The organism is Janthinobacterium sp. PAMC25594, from assembly GCF_019443505.1.
Lineage (GTDB): Bacteria > Pseudomonadota > Gammaproteobacteria > Burkholderiales > Burkholderiaceae_D > Janthinobacterium.
The window spans coordinates 3,221,170-3,238,841 of record NZ_CP080377.1 but is presented as its reverse complement, the minus strand read 5'-3'; the positions used below and the strand labels follow the sequence as shown (position 1 = coordinate 3,238,841).

The following is a 17,672-nucleotide window of genomic DNA, read 5'->3' as shown; positions in this document are numbered from 1 at the left end:
AGAAAAAAATCATGGGAATCGTCGTCGGTTTGAGTGTCGCCTCGTTGGTCCAGGCGGCCGACGTGGGCAATGTCACCAATGCCATGCTCGACAACACGGCGAAGAATCCGGCCAGCGTGCTGTCGTTTGGCATGGGCACGCAGGGGCAGCGCTATTCGCCGTTGACGCAGATCAATGACAAGACTGTGGCCAAGCTGGTGCCGGCCTGGTCGTTCTCGTTTGGCGGCGAAAAACAGCGGGGCCAGGAATCGCAGCCGTTGATTCATAACGGCAAGATGTTCGTCACGGCATCGTATTCGCGCATCTTTGCCGTCGACTTGAAAACGGGCGCCAAACTGTGGAAGTATGAGCATCGCTTGCCGGACGGTATCATGCCATGCTGCGACGTGGTCAACCGCGGCGCCGCCCTGTATGGCAACCTGGTGATTTTCGGCACGCTGGACGCCTATCTGGTGGCGCTGGACCAGAACACGGGCAAGATCGTCTGGAAGGAAAAGGTCGACGATTATGCGGCCGGTTACTCGATGACGGCGGCGCCGCTGATCGCCGAAGGCTTGCTGCTGACGGGCGTGTCGGGCGGGGAATTCGGCATCGTCGGCCGGGTCGAGGCGCGCAACCCGATGACGGGTGAGCTGGTATGGAGCCGTCCGACGGTAGAGGGCCATATGGGCCACCGCTACGACAAGGATGGCAAGGCCATCGACAATGGCATCTCGGGAACGGTGAACAAGACCTGGCCGGGCGACCTGTGGAAAACGGGCGGCGCCTCGACCTGGATGGGCGGCACCTACGATCCGCAAACCAAGCTGGCCTATTTCGGCACCGGCAACCCGGCGCCATGGAACAGCCATTTGCGTCCCGGCGACAATCTGTACTCGTCGTCCACCGTGGCGCTGGACGTGAAAACGGGCCAGATCAAGTGGGCCTATCAAAACACGCCCAACGATGCCTGGGATTTCGACGGCGCCAACGAGTTCGTCACCTTCGACATGGATGGCAAGCGTTACGGCGGCAAGGCCGACCGCAACGGTTTCTTTTATGTCATCGACGCCAACACGGGCAAGTTGCAGAACGCCTTTCCGTTTGTGAAAAAAATCACCTGGGCCAGCAGCATCGACCTGAAAACGGGACGGCCGAATTACATCGCCGCCGGCCGCCCAGGCGACCCGACCAAGGGAGAAGAAGGCAAGAAGGGCACGACCGTGTTTGCCGCGCCCGCTTTCCTCGGTGCAAAAAACCAGATGCCGATGGCGTACTCGCCGCAAACCAAGCTGTTCTATGTACCCGCGAATGAGTGGGGCATGGACATCTGGAACGAGCCGATCAGCTACAAGAAGGGCGGCGCCTTCCTCGGTGCGGGTTTTACCATCCGGCCTTTGTTTGACGACTACATCGGCGCCATGCGCGCCATCGATCCGAAGACGGGCAAGATCGTCTGGGAAATCAAGAACAACGCGCCGCTGTGGGGCGGCGTGATGAGTACGGCCGGCAATCTGGTGTTCTACGGCACGCCGGAAGGCTTCCTGAAAGCCGTCGATGCGAAGACAGGCAAGGAACTGTGGAAATTCCAGACGGGCTCCGGCGTCGTGGCGCCACCCGTCACCTGGCAGGATGGCGATACGCAATATGTAGCCGTCGTATCGGGCTGGGGTGGCGCCGTGCCACTGTGGGGTGGCGAAGTGGCGAAGAAGGTCAACTTCCTGGAACAGGGCGGTTCCGTGTGGGTCTTCAAGCTGGCATCGAAGTAAGGGGGTGAAACGCCCGGGCCACTCGGATAGGTGTCTCCCTGTCCGCCGGGCGCTTTCTTTTTTCTGACGGCCAGGCCGTCAGTTTTTTGTTTACCTGCACGCCCGATATGCATACTTGCGGTCAAAAAATGAACACTATCTGTGGCAATTGATCCGCTGCTGCACACGTTAAATACGCTTTTTCTCTTTCCTCCTCTGAGCAGTGCTGGGCACGCTTATTGCCAAAGCTTGAGGTACATCAATCACTGGTGTGCACACTAAAAACAGAGAAGAAAGAGGAGAAGCAATGAACACATTAATCAAGCTTGGGAGCCTGGGTGTCATGACAATCGCAGCGATGGGGCAGGCACAAGCCGTCGATATCAAGGCGGGCGACTGGACCGTGTCGGTGGGCGGCATCGTCAACGCCTATTACACGCAAGTGTCCTGTTCGGGTGATGCGGTGGGCGGGCTGGCGCTGGGCGGCCAGGCGCTCGGTTGCGGCGGAGAAAAGGACCGCACCACGATCGGTAACGGCTTGCTGCCGAATGGCTTGATCACCTCGGCAAGCTCGCGGCTGGGTGAGTATGACGTGAAAGCCTTGATCGGCATCTATAACTCGACGGCCACGGACAGTGCCATCAGCCAGAACAGCGTGGTCGATGTGCGCCAGGCCTTCTTCACGTTCGGCAATGCGGAAATGGGCACCTTCAAGCTGGGCCGCGACTACGGCATCTTTGGCGCGAATGCGATCTTGTCCGACATGACCTTGCTGGGCTCGGGTGCACCCGTGCAGGCGACGCAACGGGGCCGGGTGACTCTGGGCCATATCGGCGCCGGTTACACGTATCTGGGCAACTATGGCCAAATCATGTACAGCTCGCCGAAGTCGGGCGGCTTTGGCGTCGATGTGGCGCTGGTCAGCCCCGTGTCCGACACGCCCATCGTGGCAGGCTCGACCTATTCTTCGAAATCGAGTCCGCAAGTGCAGGCGCAAGTGACGTATGCGCAGGAAGGCTTGAAAGCCTGGCTGGGCGTGAAGTCGCAAAAATTCACCTCGAAAACGCCAGGCGTGGATGACCTGACCATGCGCGGCGTGGAGGTGGGCGGCTCCTATCAGATGGGCCCGGCCGGCGTGCTGCTCAACTTCCAGGGTGGCAAAGGGCTGGGTATCTTGTCCGATGCGGATCAGGGCGATACCAAGTCGAAGAACTGGCTGCTGCAAGGCACATATAAAACGACGGACAAGCTGAAGCTGGGCTTGTCCTACGGCATCAGCAAGAACGACGACAACACGGCCGGCACGGGCGGCTTGAAGTCGAACGCCAACCTGACCCTCGGTGCGTACTACTCGCTCAACAGCGCGATCACCCTGGTGGGCGAACTGGGCCAGACGCGCTCGAAAGGCTTTACGGGCGGCGAAGCGAAGATGAATGGCGTGTCGCTGGGCGGCATCATTTTCTTCTAATTAATGAACGCGGCGCCTTGCGACAGGGCGCCGCACGGAGTGCAATGAATGTGGACAATGCGGCGGATAATGCGGTTAGTCATAGCTTGCTGGTTATTCCTGTTCATTCTGGGACAGGCGTGGGCGGGCGTGCTCACCAAGGCCGAGCTGGCACGGCGCTTTCCTGCTCCCATCGTCGTGGGCGAGAAGGAAGCCGATTTGCCCGTCTGGCCCTTGTTCCGGCAAAACGCCACGGCCACCGAACTGGTCGGCTACGTGTTTGAGTCGGTGGACCTGGCGCCGATTCCCGGCTTTTCCGGCGTTCCCGTCAATTTATTGATCGCCATCAATCCGCAGGGCAGTTTTCTCGACGTATCCGTCCTGTCGCAGCACGAACCCGTGTTTCTCGACGGCCTCGGTGAAGCACCGCTGTTTCAATTCGTCAAACAGTATCAGGGGCTGTCGCTGAAACAGAACATCGCCATCGATGCCAAGAAGAAACGCGCGCCAGATGCGACGCATGCCGATATCGACGGCGTGTCGAAGGCGACGGCCTCCGTGCGCATCATCAACCAGAGCGTGCTGGCCTCGGCCTTGAAAGTGTCGCGCAAAAAACTGGGTTTTGCGCAAGGACGCGACCCCGACCAGATCGCCCGCATCCGCATGGACGTGTTCGAGAAACGCAGCGCGGCGCAGATGCTGGCGCAAGGCTTGATTCAGCATGTACGCCTGAGCAATAAGGACGTGGAAACCCTGTTTGCCGGCAGCAATGGCGCGGGACTCGATGCGCAGGCCCAGCGCGAGCCGGACGGCGTGTTCATCGACCTGTACCTGGCCTATGTCTCCGTGCCCACGGTGGGACGCAATCTGTTGACGGAGCGCAGCTGGAACAAGCTGCGCAACCGACTCGACGAGGGCGACCACGCCATCCTCGTCATGTCGCGCGGGCGCTACAGTGTGCTGGGCGACGATTTCGTGCGCGGCACCGTGCCGGACCGGCTGTTGCTGAAGCAGGATGGCTTGCCCATCGACATGCGCGACCTGGACCTGGAATTGACGTTGTCTGATGCAGGACCGTTGCCGACGGAAAATATCGCTGTCTTTCGCGTCATCAGTCAGGCGGGGCTCGATGCGGCCAGCCCGCTGGCGTTCACCATGCCGATCACGCGCAACAAGGGCATCGTGTATCCGGAGCGCATCGCCCGCAACGTCGATTTCAGCTACCGCTTGCCGGCCGATTTTTATAGCGCGCCGCAAGGCGACGATGCCGGCTGGCGCGGCACGTGGAAGAACCGCAAGGCTGAGTTGCTGCTCTTGCTCGCCGGGCTGGCGCTGCTGGCTTGCGCTTTGGCCTGGCAGAAACGCCTGGTGCGCGATGGCCGGCAATTCGTGTGGTTCCGCCGCCTGTTCCTGTTGTTTACCATTGCGTTCATCGGCTACTACGCGCAGGGGCAGTTATCGATTGTCAATATCACGGGTGTCATCCAGGCGCTGCTGGCGGGCCGCAGCCTGGGCTTTTTCCTGTTCGATCCGATGACGGTGATCCTGTGGGCGTTCGTGCTGCTCAGCCTGCTGATCTGGGGGCGCGGCACATTTTGCGGCTGGCTGTGTCCGTTCGGCGCGCTACAGGAATTCACGGGCAAGCTGGGCCAGTGGCTGCGCTTGCCGCAGTGGAAGATCAAGCCGCGCCTGGACGGGCGCTTGAAATGGATCAAGTATGGCTTGCTGGCGGCCATTCTTGGCAGCAGCATGTTTTCCAGCCAGATCACGGACAAGCTGGTCGAGCTGGAGCCGTTCAAGACGGCGATTACCTTGAACTTCGTGCGCGCCTGGCCCTTCGTCGCCTATGCCGTGGGCTTGCTGCTGCTCAGCAGTGTTTCCTATAAATTCTTTTGCCGCTACCTGTGCCCGTTTGGCGCGGCGCTGGCGCTGCTGGGACGCTTTCGCCTGTTCAACTGGATTCCGCGCCGCAAGGAGTGCGGCACGCCCTGCCAGACCTGCCGCCACCGTTGCGAGTATCACGCCATCGCGCCGAGCGGGAAAGTTGATTACGGCGAGTGTTTCCAGTGCATGGATTGCGTGGTGATTTACGCCAGCGATGAAAAATGCGCACCCTTGATGCTGGAAATCAAGCGTGCCCGCACCATTCCCATCGTCCGGGCCACGGCAGAGGAGAGCAGCAATGCAGCGTAGAACCTTTATTTCCTCAGCGATCGGCAGCGTGGCCGGTATGGCGGGCTTGTCCTTGCCTGGCAGCATGGCGCGCGGCACGGCCACGGCGTCCGGCGTGCGGCCTTATCAAGGCGCCGCGTTGGCGTTTGGCACGACGATCGCCGTCACCGTGTTGCACCACGATCAGCACCAAGCCGAACTGGCGATTGAAGACGCCTTGCATGCGGCCAGGAATATCGACCGGCTGATGAGCATTTACAGCCCGGCCAGCCAAGTCTTCCAGCTGAACCGTGATGGCCGCCTGGCCCGGCCGGACACGCAGCTGCTGGCCGTGCTGGCGCAGGCGCAAGCCTTGTCGCAATGGAGCGATGGGGCGTTTGATATCACCGTGCAACCTTTATGGCAGCTGTTTCGCGCGGCGGCAGACCAGGCAAGCGTGCCGGTGGACGCATTGCGTCGTGCGGCGCAGGCGCGGGTAGGCTGGCGGCAACTGGCGTGGGATAGCCGGGAAGTGCGTTTTCTTCAGTCCGGCATGGCGTTGACCTTGAATGGTCTGGCGCAAGGCTACGCGGCGGACATGGCGCTGGCGGCCGTGCAGGCACGCGGCATACGGCACGCGCTGCTCGACACGGGTGAGTTCATTGCGCGCGGACAGCGCTCCGTGCGCCGTCCGTGGACCCTGGGTATCCAGGACCCGCGCGACGCAGAAATCCTGGCGGCCAGCTTGAAAGTGGAGGGGCGCAGCGTGGCCACGTCGGGTGATTACGAATGCACGTTTACGCCGGACTTCGTGCATCACCACATCTTCGACCCTTCGAAAGGCGATTCGCCGGGCGAACTGGCCAGCGTGACCGTGCTGGCGCCCACGGGCTTGCTGGCCGATGGTTTGTCGACCACCTTCATGGTGACGGGGGCCGCGCGCGCGCATGCGATGGCCGCGCGCATGGACGGCGTCGACCTGATGACCATCGACAAGCAGGGCCGGCGCACGATGTCGCCCGGCTTTGCCCGCCTACTCTAGGCTATTTCAAATGCGGCACCTTGCGATAGATCGTATTGCGCGACACGCCCAGGGCCCGCGCCGTGGCCGAGACGTTGCCGCCGTGGGCATCGAGCGACTTGAGGATCGCGCTTTGCTCCATCTCTTCCAGGTTGGCGCCGGCGGCGATCATGCGGTCCGTGCTGGCGCTGGCGGCAGTCGCTTGCGTCATCTCAATATCGTCGAGGAAATCATCGGGCATATGGCGCAAGCAGATTTCATGCTCGTCGCCGGCCATGACGATGGCCGTGCGCAACAGGTTCGTCAACTGGCGGAAATTGCCCGGCCATTTATGCTGGTGGAACAGGCGCAGGATGTCCGGCGCCACCGTATAGCGCGTGTCGGGCGCTTCCGTTGCAAGGATTTTCTTCACGACCGTGTCCAGGTCCGTGCGCTCGCGCAGCGGCGGCAGTTTGACCACCAGGCCATTCAGGCGGTAATACAAGTCTTCGCGAAACAGTCCCTTGGCCATGCGTTCGCGCAAGTTGTGATTCGTGGCGCAAATGAGTTCCACATTGACGGTGATCGATTTGCTGCTGCCCAGCGGGGTGACCATGCGTTCCTGCAGCACGCGCAACAGCCGCGCCTGCAAGCCGAAGGGCATGTCGCCGATTTCATCAAGGAACAGGGTGCCGCCATTCGCTTGCAAAATCTTGCCGATGGCCCCTTTCTTGCGCGCACCTGTAAATGCCCCGTCTTCATAGCCGAACAGTTCAGACTCGATCAGGGTTTCCGGGATGGACGCACAATTGACCGCAATAAACGGTCCCATGGCCCGTGGCGAGTCGTTATGGATGGCTTGCGCCAGCAATTCCTTGCCGGTGCCTGTCTCTCCCATGACGAGGATGGGAATATCGCGCCCCAATACCTTGTTGACCTTTTCGATCACCAGTTCCAGTTGCGGATCGCCCGTGCGCAAGTAGCGCAGGCCGGACAGGCGGCGCGCCGCGTTGGCCGCATGGCTGGCAGGCGCGGGAACCTGGGCCGGCACGGCGTTGATATCGCTATGGTCGGTGCTGGCAGTAAAGCCGTGCTGGAAGACGCTATTGGACAAGCGCAACTGCGCGCGCCCATACACGCGTACGCCGCTGTGCATGCACAGGTTCAGCAAACCGGGTGAGGCCGTTCGGTAATGTTCGTACAGGGCAGACACGGGCAAGCCGAACAGTGAACTGAAGGTATGCGACTGCAGCGCGGCGAATGACAGGCCCAGCTGGAACAAACCGTTTTTATTGGCGGATAAAAACCGTCCGCCCGGCGTGAATGAGGCGATGCCTTCCATCAAGGTGCCGATGAATTCGGGACGCGCGTGGAAGTGCACGGTGATGGCGTCCTCGAAGGTGGCGGAAAACAGCTGATTCTCGATCATCAGCGCCGACATGCGCACCAGGGCCATCGTATGCTTGTGAAAGCTGCGCTGATCGCTGGACACGTCCAGCACGCCGATGACATTGCCCCGGTGATCGGTGATCGGTGCCGCGGAGCAAGTCAGGAAGTGATTGGCGGCCAGGTAATGCTGGTCCGCATGGACCAGGGTCGGTACTTTCTCCGTGATGGCCGTGCCGATGGCATTCGTGCCGCGGCTTTGTTCCGACCATGCCACGCCCGGCTGCAGGGCCACGCGGTTGGCTTTCTCCAGGAAATCATCGTCGCCCAGCGAATGCACGATCACGCCATTGGCATCCGTCAAAATCACCATATTGTGCGTGTTGACGATTTGCTGGTACAGGGTTTCCATGGCGGGCAGCGCATGCGTGTGCAGCATGCGGTTTTGCTCGATCAGCAGCGACAGGTCGGATTTGCCGGCCGGCGTAAAGTCGGGCGTGGCCGTGGGCGACAGGCCAAAGGCGACTGAGCGCTGATGCGACGTTTCGATGATGACGGGGACGTTGTCCTGTCCTGCCGGCAAAATGTTCGCGTCCGCGATGGACGAAAACGGTGCGCTACGGTAAGTAGCTGACGGTTGATACATGATCTCGTTGCCTCCGTTGGGCCCTGTACTGCGGCGCTCTTTTGAATATCGAGAGTGTTCCATAATGTAGCACCTGTCACAGATGGGAGCAAAGCAAAGCGAACCGGACTATCCCCGGTGTTGCTGCCAGGCCCAGAGTTGCTCCTTTCAGTGGACAGTGCATATGCCTGTATAAGCAAGTGCGGTGCCAGGGGCGTTTCACGGGGTGCAAAAATAGCCCTTGCGGGGCGTGCGGGGCAGGGCTATAATTCGCCCCCTCGCTGAACGATGCATGCAAATGCCGAGTGAAGCGGGTAAAAAAGAAGGTTGACGAAATGCTGAAAAAGCTTCATACTCTTCCTTCTTCGCAGCTGACAAACACAACGCTTTGTCGATAGCGCGAGAGCAGTAAATAAGCAGTACCGAATACCGTTCTTTAACAATTAACAGTCGATAAGTGTGGGCATTTGATGTAAGTGCAGCGTCAGTCTTCGGATTGGCGTCTAACTTAAAATATCAAATGTTCACAAGAAATAATGAAATAGGCGCTACGCAAGTAGTGGCCTGTCAGTTTTTTGAGTGAGCGACCCGTCGCAAGACGGTGCCAATAAAATGGCAAAGTAACAGAGATTAAACTGAAGAGTTTGATCCTGGCTCAGATTGAACGCTGGCGGCATGCCTTACACATGCAAGTCGAACGGCAGCACGGAGCTTGCTCTGGTGGCGAGTGGCGAACGGGTGAGTAATATATCGGAACGTACCCTAGAGTGGGGGATAACGTAGCGAAAGTTACGCTAATACCGCATACGATCTAAGGATGAAAGTGGGGGATCGCAAGACCTCATGCTCGTGGAGCGGCCGATATCTGATTAGCTAGTTGGTAGGGTAAAAGCCTACCAAGGCATCGATCAGTAGCTGGTCTGAGAGGACGACCAGCCACACTGGAACTGAGACACGGTCCAGACTCCTACGGGAGGCAGCAGTGGGGAATTTTGGACAATGGGCGAAAGCCTGATCCAGCAATGCCGCGTGAGTGAAGAAGGCCTTCGGGTTGTAAAGCTCTTTTGTCAGGGAAGAAACGGTAAGAGCTAATATCTCTTGCTAATGACGGTACCTGAAGAATAAGCACCGGCTAACTACGTGCCAGCAGCCGCGGTAATACGTAGGGTGCAAGCGTTAATCGGAATTACTGGGCGTAAAGCGTGCGCAGGCGGTTTTGTAAGTCTGATGTGAAATCCCCGGGCTCAACCTGGGAATTGCATTGGAGACTGCAAGGCTAGAATCTGGCAGAGGGGGGTAGAATTCCACGTGTAGCAGTGAAATGCGTAGATATGTGGAGGAACACCGATGGCGAAGGCAGCCCCCTGGGTCAAGATTGACGCTCATGCACGAAAGCGTGGGGAGCAAACAGGATTAGATACCCTGGTAGTCCACGCCCTAAACGATGTCTACTAGTTGTCGGATCTTAATTGACTTGGTAACGCAGCTAACGCGTGAAGTAGACCGCCTGGGGAGTACGGTCGCAAGATTAAAACTCAAAGGAATTGACGGGGACCCGCACAAGCGGTGGATGATGTGGATTAATTCGATGCAACGCGAAAAACCTTACCTACCCTTGACATGGCTGGAATCCTTGAGAGATCAGGGAGTGCTCGAAAGAGAACCAGTACACAGGTGCTGCATGGCTGTCGTCAGCTCGTGTCGTGAGATGTTGGGTTAAGTCCCGCAACGAGCGCAACCCTTGTCATTAGTTGCTACGAAAGGGCACTCTAATGAGACTGCCGGTGACAAACCGGAGGAAGGTGGGGATGACGTCAAGTCCTCATGGCCCTTATGGGTAGGGCTTCACACGTCATACAATGGTACATACAGAGCGCCGCCAACCCGCGAGGGGGAGCTAATCGCAGAAAGTGTATCGTAGTCCGGATTGTAGTCTGCAACTCGACTGCATGAAGTTGGAATCGCTAGTAATCGCGGATCAGCATGTCGCGGTGAATACGTTCCCGGGTCTTGTACACACCGCCCGTCACACCATGGGAGCGGGTTTTACCAGAAGTAGGTAGCTTAACCGCAAGGAGGGCGCTTACCACGGTAGGATTCGTGACTGGGGTGAAGTCGTAACAAGGTAGCCGTATCGGAAGGTGCGGCTGGATCACCTCCTTTCTAGAGTTTGCACGAGTCAGGTAACTGATTCACGCATCAAATGTTCACACTTATCGGCTGTTTAATTAAGAAGAAACAGTAGTCGTCAGTAGCACCGCGTTGGGGCTGTAGCTCAGCTGGTTAGAGCACCGTGTTGATAACGCGGGGGTCGTTGGTTCGAGTCCAACCAGCCCTACCAGTCATTACCCAGGGGGATTAGCTCAGCTGGGAGAGCACCTGCTTTGCAAGCAGGGGGTCGTCGGTTCGATCCCGTCATCCTCCACCAAAGTTTTACCGAAAGTGCAAACGTAAGCCGGTTAGGTTTAGGTTTGATCTTTTAGCGATCAAAGCTGTTTCGTTCTTTAACAATCTGGAAGAAGTAAAGATTATTTATTGATCGGTTTGCCGTAAAAAGCGAATCGATGGGTAATGATTGTATGTATCAACAAACAAGCAACAACGTTGTACTTTCTTATCCCTGTAGCGCTCTTTCGTCATGTAAATGATGAGAGGCTAACGTTATAGGGACAAGCGAATAAGTGCACATGGTGGATGCCTTGGCGATTACAGGCGATGAAGGACGTAGTAGCTTGCGATAAGCTGCGGGGAGTGAGCAAACACACTTTGATCCGCAGATTTCCGAATGGGGCAACCCACCCTTTTAGGGTATTGCATACTGAATACATAGGTATGCAAGGCGAACGCGGCGAACTGAAACATCTAAGTAGCTGCAGGAAAAGAAATCAACCGAGATTCCCAAAGTAGCGGCGAGCGAAATGGGAAGAGCCTGTACGTGATAGTCGGACCGATAACAGAATCCCCTGGAAATGGGAGCCATAGTGGGTGATAGCCCCGTATGTGAAATTGGACCGGTGATACTAAGCGTACGACAAGTAGGGCGGGACACGTGACATCCTGTCTGAATATGGGGGGACCATCCTCCAAGGCTAAATACTCGTAATCGACCGATAGTGAACCAGTACCGTGAGGGAAAGGCGAAAAGAACCCCGGAAGGGGAGTGAAATAGATCCTGAAACCGTGTGCATACAAACAGTAGGAGCGGACTTGTTCCGTGACTGCGTACCTTTTGTATAATGGGTCAGCGACTTACATTCAGTGGCAAGGTTAACCGCATAGGGAAGCCGTAGAGAAATCGAGTCCGAATAGGGCGATCAGTCGCTGGGTGTAGACCCGAAACCAAGTGATCTACTCATGGCCAGGATGAAGGTGCGGTAACACGCCCTGGAGGTCCGAACCCACTAATGTTGAAAAATTAGGGGATGAGCTGTGGGTAGGGGTGAAAGGCTAAACAAACTTGGAAATAGCTGGTTCTCTCCGAAAACTATTTAGGTAGTGCCTCAAGTATCACCATCGGGGGTAGAGCACTGTTATGGCTAGGGGGTCATTGCGACTTACCAAACCATTGCAAACTCCGAATACCGATGAGTGCGAGCTTGGGAGACAGACGTCGGGTGCTAACGTCCGGCGTCAAGAGGGAAACAACCCAGACCGCCAGCTAAGGTCCCAAAGATTGGCTAAGTGGAAAACGAAGTGGGAAGGCTAAAACAGTCAGGATGTTGGCTTAGAAGCAGCCATCATTTAAAGAAAGCGTAATAGCTCACTGATCGAGTCGTCCTGCGCGGAAGATGTAACGGGGCTAAGCCAGTCACCGAAGCTGCGGATATTGTTCTGTGATTTATCACAGATAGATATGGTAGGAGAGCGTTCTGTAAGCCTGCGAAGGTGTCTTGTAAAGGATGCTGGAGGTATCAGAAGTGCGAATGCTGACATGAGTAGCGATAATGGGGGTGAAAAGCCTCCACGCCGTAAGCCCAAGGTTTCCTGTTCAACGTTCATCGGAGCAGGGTGAGTCGGCCCCTAAGGCGAGGCAGAGATGCGTAGCTGATGGGAAGCAGGTTAATATTCCTGCACCGTCGTATGATGCGATGGGGGGACGGATCGCGGAAGGTTGTCCAACTGTTGGAATAGTTGGTTTTTGGCTCATAGAAGGCACTTAGGCAAATCCGGGTGCGGAATTCAAGGGGTTGAGACGAGTGCACTTGTGCATGAAGCAATCGGAAGTGGTTCCAAGAAAAGCCTCTAAGCTTCAGTCATACGAGACCGTACCGCAAACCGACACAGGTGGGCGAGATGAGTATTCTAAGGCGCTTGAGAGAACTCGGGAGAAGGAACTCGGCAAATTGGTACCGTAACTTCGGGAAAAGGTACGCCCCGGTAGCTTGACTGGTTTACTCCAGAAGGGTGAAAGGGTTGCAATAAACTGGTGGCTGCGACTGTTTAATAAAAACACAGCACTCTGCAAACACGAAAGTGGACGTATAGGGTGTGACGCCTGCCCGGTGCTGGAAGATTAAATGATGGGGTGCAAGCTCTTGATTGAAGTCCCAGTAAACGGCGGCCGTAACTATAACGGTCCTAAGGTAGCGAAATTCCTTGTCGGGTAAGTTCCGACCTGCACGAATGGCGTAACGATGGCCACACTGTCTCCTCCCGAGACTCAGCGAAGTTGAAATGTTTGTGATGATGCAATCTACCCGCGGCTAGACGGAAAGACCCCATGAACCTTTACTGTAGCTTTGCATTGGACTTTGAACCAATCTGTGTAGGATAGGTGGGAGGCTTTGAAGCGGGGACGCTAGTTCTCGTGGAGCCAACCTTGAAATACCACCCTGGTTTGTTTGAGGTTCTAACCTTGGTCCGTTATCCGGATCGGGGACAGTGCATGGTAGGCAGTTTGACTGGGGCGGTCTCCTCCTAAAGTGTAACGGAGGAGTTCGAAGGTACGCTAGATACGGTCGGACATCGTGTTGATAGTGCAATGGCATAAGCGTGCTTAACTGCGAGACTGACAAGTCGAGCAGGTACGAAAGTAGGACATAGTGATCCGGTGGTTCTGTATGGAAGGGCCATCGCTCAACGGATAAAAGGTACTCTGGGGATAACAGGCTGATTCCTCCCAAGAGTTCATATCGACGGGGGAGTTTGGCACCTCGATGTCGGCTCATCACATCCTGGGGCTGTAGCCGGTCCCAAGGGTATGGCTGTTCGCCATTTAAAGTGGTACGTGAGCTGGGTTTAAAACGTCGTGAGACAGTTTGGTCCCTATCTGCCGTGGGCGTTGGAAATTTGAAGGGGGCTGCTCCTAGTACGAGAGGACCGGAGTGGACGTATCTCTGGTGTACCGGTTGTCACGCCAGTGGCATTGCCGGGTAGCTAAATACGGAAGAGATAACCGCTGAAAGCATCTAAGCGGGAAACTTGCCTTGAGATGAGATTTCCCAGAGCCTTGAGCTCTTTGAAGGGTCGTTCGAGACCAGGACGTTGATAGGCTGGGTGTGGAAGTGCAGTAATGCATTAAGCTAACCAGTACTAATTGCCCGTACGGCTTGTCCCTATAACCTTAGCAGGTACAGAGGATAAGACGGTACAACGTTGTGCGTTTGTTGATACTACTATTCATTACCCAATCTTTGCTTCTTCCAGATTCATGGCTTTGTCGCTCCACTGAGGACAAATGCCAGTACAAGTTATGCCTGATGACCATAGCAAGTTGGTCCCACCCCTTCCCATCCCGAACAGGACCGTGAAACAACTTTGCGCCGATGATAGTGCTGCAACCAGTGTGAAAGTAGGTTATCGTCAGGCTTGTTATACGCAGTAGAGAAAAACCCGATCAGCAATGGTCGGGTTTTTTTTCGTCTGGTGGTTTTTGTTGGGCGCTGGTGGTAGCTGTCGGCTTACGCGCGTTGCGCTAAGCCGACCTACGCCGACCTACGGTCAGACCCTCGACACCGCCAAGCAGTCGGGTAGATACTGTTATCCCCGTCAAGCGGCATGCAAGGCCGGATCAAATATTTTTCCCGACCTGAGCACACCAAATGCCACATGCACCAGCTTGCGCATCATGGCGCCGATGATCAGCTTGGGCGCCTTGCCGGCGTCACGCAGGCGCTGACCGAAGCGCTTGCCCCAAGGCGTCTTATGGACTGCCACCATGGCCGGCATGTACAGTGCCTTGCGCAGGAAGCTGTGGCCAACCTTCGACATGCGTGGCTTGCCACGCACGCTGGAACCCGACTCGTGCTGGCGCGGGTCGAGTCCCGCAAACGCTACCGCCTGCTTGGCGCTGTCGAAGCGGTCCGGATTGGCGTAGTAGGACAGCAGTACCGGAATCGTCCGCTCGCCCAGGCCAGGGATGCTATCGAGCAGTTCGCGCTTGTCGCGTAAATCCGGGTCGTCATCGATATGGCGGCGGATCGCCAGGATCAGCGCCTTGATCTCGGCGTCGAGCCAGGCAATATGATCCGCGATACCCTGGCGTACCGCCGCGCGCGCGACTTCAAGCCGGTTGCTTTCCTGCAGGCGCATCGCCTGCAGGGCATCCAGGCGCAGCACCAACGCGCGCAGCGATTGCTCGGCGGGCGATGGCGCCAGCCAGGGCTCTGGCTGGCGTTCGTGGGCGAAGTCGGCGATCAGTTGTGCGTCGACCTTGTCGGTCTTGGTGCGCACCAGGCGCGAAGCGCCGAAGGCCTTGATCTGGGCCGGATTGATGACACTGACCACCATGCCAAGTCCAGCGAGATATTCGGCCACCCCTTCCCAATAGGTGCCAGTCGCTTCCATGCACACCCTGGGGTTGCCGGCAGCGTGCTTCAGCAGCCATGCGTTGAGTGCAGTGAATCCTGTGTGGTTGTTCTCGACAACCTTGTTACGATGCTTGCCGTTGGGTAGGCGCAGCGCGCAGTCGAGCTTGGCCTTGGCAACGTCGATTCCTAAATTAAACATGCTGTGTTCCTCTTGCGATCTACCTTGCAAATGCGGGCTAACCGGCATGCCGGTGCCAAAGATACTGTCCGATCTTGACATGGAGGATGGGTAACTGGTGCGAGATCTACGGAGCTGGCTCGGGGCCTAAGGGCGGATACGGCATCCAGTTACCCGGTCTTGATATGCCTACCAAGATTTTGACAGCGGTCGATGCCGTTCGCAATACCACGAACGGCATGAGGGGAATAATACAAGGTCGGATTAGCGCAGCGTAATCCGACAACATTGCTGGCGTTCGTTCGGGCGGCGGCTTGGCTTATGCGCTTGCGCGCCAAGCTGACCTACGGTATAATTCGCCATCCTCAGATCAGATGGTTTGCTGCCCCGTTGGGAGCAGACTGTTGAAAAAGTTATGCCTGATGACCATAGCAAGTTGGTACCACCCCTTCCCATCCCGAACAGGACCGTGAAACAACTTTGCGCCGATGATAGTGCTGCAACCAGTGTGAAAGTAGGTTATCGTCAGGCTTGTTATATAAAAAAACCCCGCTAGGTGCGGGGTTTTTTTTCGTCTGCAGCATTCATCGGATTAGATGCCCCAGGTGATGCTTTCACCTTCCGCCTTGGCCGAGCGCAGCATCTCCATCAAGGGATAGGCACGCTGTGAAAAATGTACTTTTTGCGCGCGCGCATGGGCGCCCGATTCGCCATCTTCCAGCGTTTCCGGCGTATGGGTATCATGTTCGATGTCATTTTCCGGATGCAGTTTGCTTTCCGCAACTTCTTTTTCCAGCAGGGCCAGGGCATCGCCTGCTTCCGTTGGCGTAATGACGCCGCGGGTGGGATTTTTGTGCAGGATGTCGAGGATACGCTGGGCATGTTCCTGGTACATCAGCACTTCAGGGGAGGATTTGGATTTGAATGAGATCAACATAGGGGCTTTCTGAGACTTGTTGTTAGTGTCGAAACAATATCACGACTTGAAATATCGCACAGGCCGTTCGATTGCGCGGATGGTACATTTGCGAGCCGGATAGGGCCATGTGTTGGACAACACACGTATTTACAAGGGCGGCTGTTCCAGGCAGCTGCCTGTTTAAGCGATCGCTAAGTCTCAATCCAGTTTCACCGAGTCCATGAAGGTGTCGATGGTGTCACGCGACAGCTTGCGCTCCTCACCGAGAATGATGATCTGGAAGATGTGCTTGTCCTGTGCCACAAAACGGCCGACCAGCAGGACAGGCTTGCCTTGCTGCGTGCCGCTGGCCTCGATGCTGAGCGAACTGCGCTGATGTATTCCGGCAGCAGTGCTGCTGGCTGCCGATGCCGATTTTTCGCTGCGCACAGTGCCGTTGATATTTTTCAACAAGGCAGTCTGCATGGCGGGCAGGGCCGCTTGCGCCTGTTCTGCGCTGTCGAGCACGGCGCTGCCGATGGCGAAGGTATTGCCATCGACTTCGCTCGCCGTCATGGTCAGGCTGACTTTCTTGCCATCGAGATCGATCTCGCGCGTCAGCACGGTCGGCTTGCCCGGAAACAGGGCCGTGAACTGGGCGTCGGGGCTGCGATAGTCGCGCCAGTCGAATTTCGGACTGCAGGCGGACAAGACGCTGACGGCCGCGAGCGTAGACAGAAAGAGGGCGAGTGATGGTTTTTTCATCAGCAGATGGTAGCAGCGCCGCCAATCACGCGCAATCGCGCACGTGTGGCTCTTTCACTGGTCGTTTTATACTTCACGCAGCACGCGCCGGTACTGGATCGCTTCGGCAATATGCGGCTGCGTGATGGCGGGACTGGCCGCCAGGTCCGCGATGCTGCGCGCCACGCGCAGTACCCGGTGGTAGGTGCGTGCCGACCAGTGCAGGCGCGCCATGGCACCATGCAACAATTGTTCGCCATGTGGCTCCAGGCGACAATGCTGTTCGATTTCCGTGCTGCTCAGGCGCTGGTTCGCTTTCCCCTGGCGTGCCAGCTGCAGGGCAAAGGCTGCCGCTACCCGCGTGGCGATGCACTGCGTGCTTTCGCCGGCGCCTGCGTGCCGCCCCAGCGCCGCCGGTGGCATGGCGGCAACTTCGATTTGCAGGTCGATACGGTCGAGCAGCGGGCCGGACAGGCGATTGTGATAACGGAGCACGGCATCCGGCGTGCTGCGGCAACGGCCGGAAGCATGTCCCAGGTAGCCGCACGGGCAGGGATTCATGGCGGCGATCAACTGAAAGCGGGCAGGAAACTCGGCCTGGCGGGCCGCGCGCGAAATGCTGATGACGCCCGATTCCATGGGTTGGCGCAAGACATCGAGGACCCGGCGCTGAAATTCGGCGATTTCATCGAGAAACAACACACCGCAGTGTGCCAGCGAGATTTCTCCCGGGCGCGGCACGTTGCCGCTGTGATACTCTTTAATAA

Annotated in this window: 8 protein-coding genes, 2 tRNA genes, 4 rRNA genes and 1 pseudogene; 10 read left to right on the top strand and 5 right to left on the bottom strand. The window is 57.2% G+C overall.

The genetic code is table 11. The features are described from left to right. Nucleotides 1-11 precede the first annotated feature (11 nt). From KY494_RS14560 to KY494_RS14545, 4 genes are all read left to right on the top strand, one after another. Entirely contained in the window at nt 12-1,748 is a 1,737-nt protein-coding gene (locus tag KY494_RS14560) for a PQQ-dependent methanol/ethanol family dehydrogenase (protein WP_257572405.1), read from the top strand. 322 nt (nt 1,749-2,070) lie between these two features. Next, on the top strand, nt 2,071-3,195 hold the full coding sequence (locus tag KY494_RS14555) for a porin (RefSeq protein WP_258194895.1): 1,125 nt from the start codon (nt 2,071-2,073) through the stop codon (nt 3,193-3,195). Nucleotides 3,196-3,264: 69 nt separating this feature from the next. After that, a complete protein-coding gene (locus tag KY494_RS14550; RefSeq protein WP_258194893.1) occupies nt 3,265-5,367 on the top strand; it encodes a 4Fe-4S binding protein in 2,103 nt (700 codons plus the stop codon). After that, nucleotides 5,357-6,367 carry an FAD:protein FMN transferase gene (locus KY494_RS14545; protein WP_219891401.1) on the top strand — a complete coding sequence of 337 codons (1,011 nt, stop codon included), beginning with the start codon at nt 5,357-5,359 and terminating at the stop codon, nt 6,365-6,367. Before KY494_RS14550 ends, KY494_RS14545 begins: the two co-directional genes overlap by 11 nt. 1 nt (nt 6,368) lies before the next feature. On the opposite strand, the gene KY494_RS14540 is transcribed toward KY494_RS14545, so the two are convergent. Then, nucleotides 6,369-8,357, bottom strand: a complete 1,989-nt coding sequence (locus KY494_RS14540; protein ID WP_257572402.1) for a sigma-54-dependent Fis family transcriptional regulator — start codon at nt 8,355-8,357, stop codon at nt 6,369-6,371. Nucleotides 8,358-8,968: 611 nt separating this feature from the next. On the opposite strand from KY494_RS14540, the gene KY494_RS14535 reads away from it, so the two are divergent. From KY494_RS14535 to rrf (KY494_RS14515), 5 genes are all read left to right on the top strand, one after another. Further along, a 16S ribosomal RNA gene (locus KY494_RS14535) occupies nt 8,969-10,499 on the top strand. A 101-nt stretch (nt 10,500-10,600) separates the two neighbouring features. Beyond that, nucleotides 10,601-10,677, top strand: a tRNA-Ile gene (locus KY494_RS14530). Nucleotides 10,678-10,688: 11 nt separating this feature from the next. Next, nucleotides 10,689-10,764, top strand: a tRNA-Ala gene (locus tag KY494_RS14525). A 239-nt stretch (nt 10,765-11,003) separates the two neighbouring features. After that, nucleotides 11,004-13,893 (top strand): 23S ribosomal RNA (locus tag KY494_RS14520). A 138-nt stretch (nt 13,894-14,031) separates the two neighbouring features. After that, a 5S ribosomal RNA gene (gene rrf, locus KY494_RS14515) occupies nt 14,032-14,144 on the top strand. A 180-nt stretch (nt 14,145-14,324) separates the two neighbouring features. Here rrf (KY494_RS14515) and KY494_RS14510 read toward each other — a convergent pair. Next, the gene (locus KY494_RS14510) at nt 14,325-15,332 is read right to left on the bottom strand and encodes an IS110 family transposase (protein ID WP_375143357.1); all 1,008 of its coding nucleotides are present in this window, start codon (nt 15,330-15,332) and stop codon (nt 14,325-14,327) included. A gap of 349 nt (nt 15,333-15,681) precedes the next feature. Here KY494_RS14510 and rrf (KY494_RS14505) point away from each other — a divergent pair. Then, nucleotides 15,682-15,794, top strand: a 5S ribosomal RNA gene (gene rrf / locus KY494_RS14505). The 16S, 23S and 5S rRNA genes sit together here with 2 tRNA genes alongside, the layout of an rRNA operon. 61 nt (nt 15,795-15,855) lie before the next feature. Here the strand turns inward: rrf (KY494_RS14505) and KY494_RS14500 are convergent. From KY494_RS14500 to KY494_RS14490, 3 genes and pseudogenes are all read right to left on the bottom strand, one after another. Next, the gene (locus KY494_RS14500) at nt 15,856-16,200 is read right to left on the bottom strand and encodes a DUF1840 domain-containing protein (RefSeq protein WP_141171650.1); all 345 of its coding nucleotides are present in this window, start codon (nt 16,198-16,200) and stop codon (nt 15,856-15,858) included. Between the two features lie 180 nt (nt 16,201-16,380). Then, nucleotides 16,381-16,926 (bottom strand): hypothetical protein, encoded by a 546-nt coding sequence (locus KY494_RS14495; protein ID WP_219891400.1) that lies wholly within the window; start codon nt 16,924-16,926, stop codon nt 16,381-16,383. Nucleotides 16,927-16,992: 66 nt separating this feature from the next. Next, nucleotides 16,993-17,652 (bottom strand): annotated as a pseudogene (locus KY494_RS14490) (ATP-binding protein); the annotation flags it as partial. Between the last annotated feature and the right edge of the window lie 20 nt (nt 17,653-17,672).